The organism is Peribacillus sp. SIMBA_075 (genome assembly GCF_046534585.1).
In genome coordinates this window covers 1-242 of the sequence record NZ_JAWRYN010001450.1, presented here as the reverse complement: position 1 = coordinate 242, position 242 = coordinate 1, and the positions used below count along the sequence as shown (strand labels likewise).

Genomic DNA, 242 nt, shown 5'->3' with positions numbered 1-242 from the left:
GGCGAGATATGAGGATTGTTTACCTTTCCAGAAAGTGCCCGAGCTTCCGTTAGCTGCGCAGTAAATTCAAAGTAGGAGCGTTTTCCAGCACTCTCTTTCGCCTTATCGATAGCAACAGACATTACAAATAGCCGATCCTGAATCTCGACGCGATCCCAGCATCCTGTGAGCAACAACGGTAAAAGCAGCAACAGCATCAAAAGGAGCCGCGGATAAACGGGGGCAATCATGCGTTTCGCCCC

1 pseudogene is annotated in these 242 nt (G+C 50.0%); it reads right to left on the bottom strand.

Annotated elements, in window-relative coordinates:
• Positions 1 to 230 (bottom strand): annotated as a pseudogene (locus tag SB775_RS33175) (hypothetical protein); the annotation flags it as partial.
• Positions 231 to 242 lie beyond the last annotated feature (12 nt).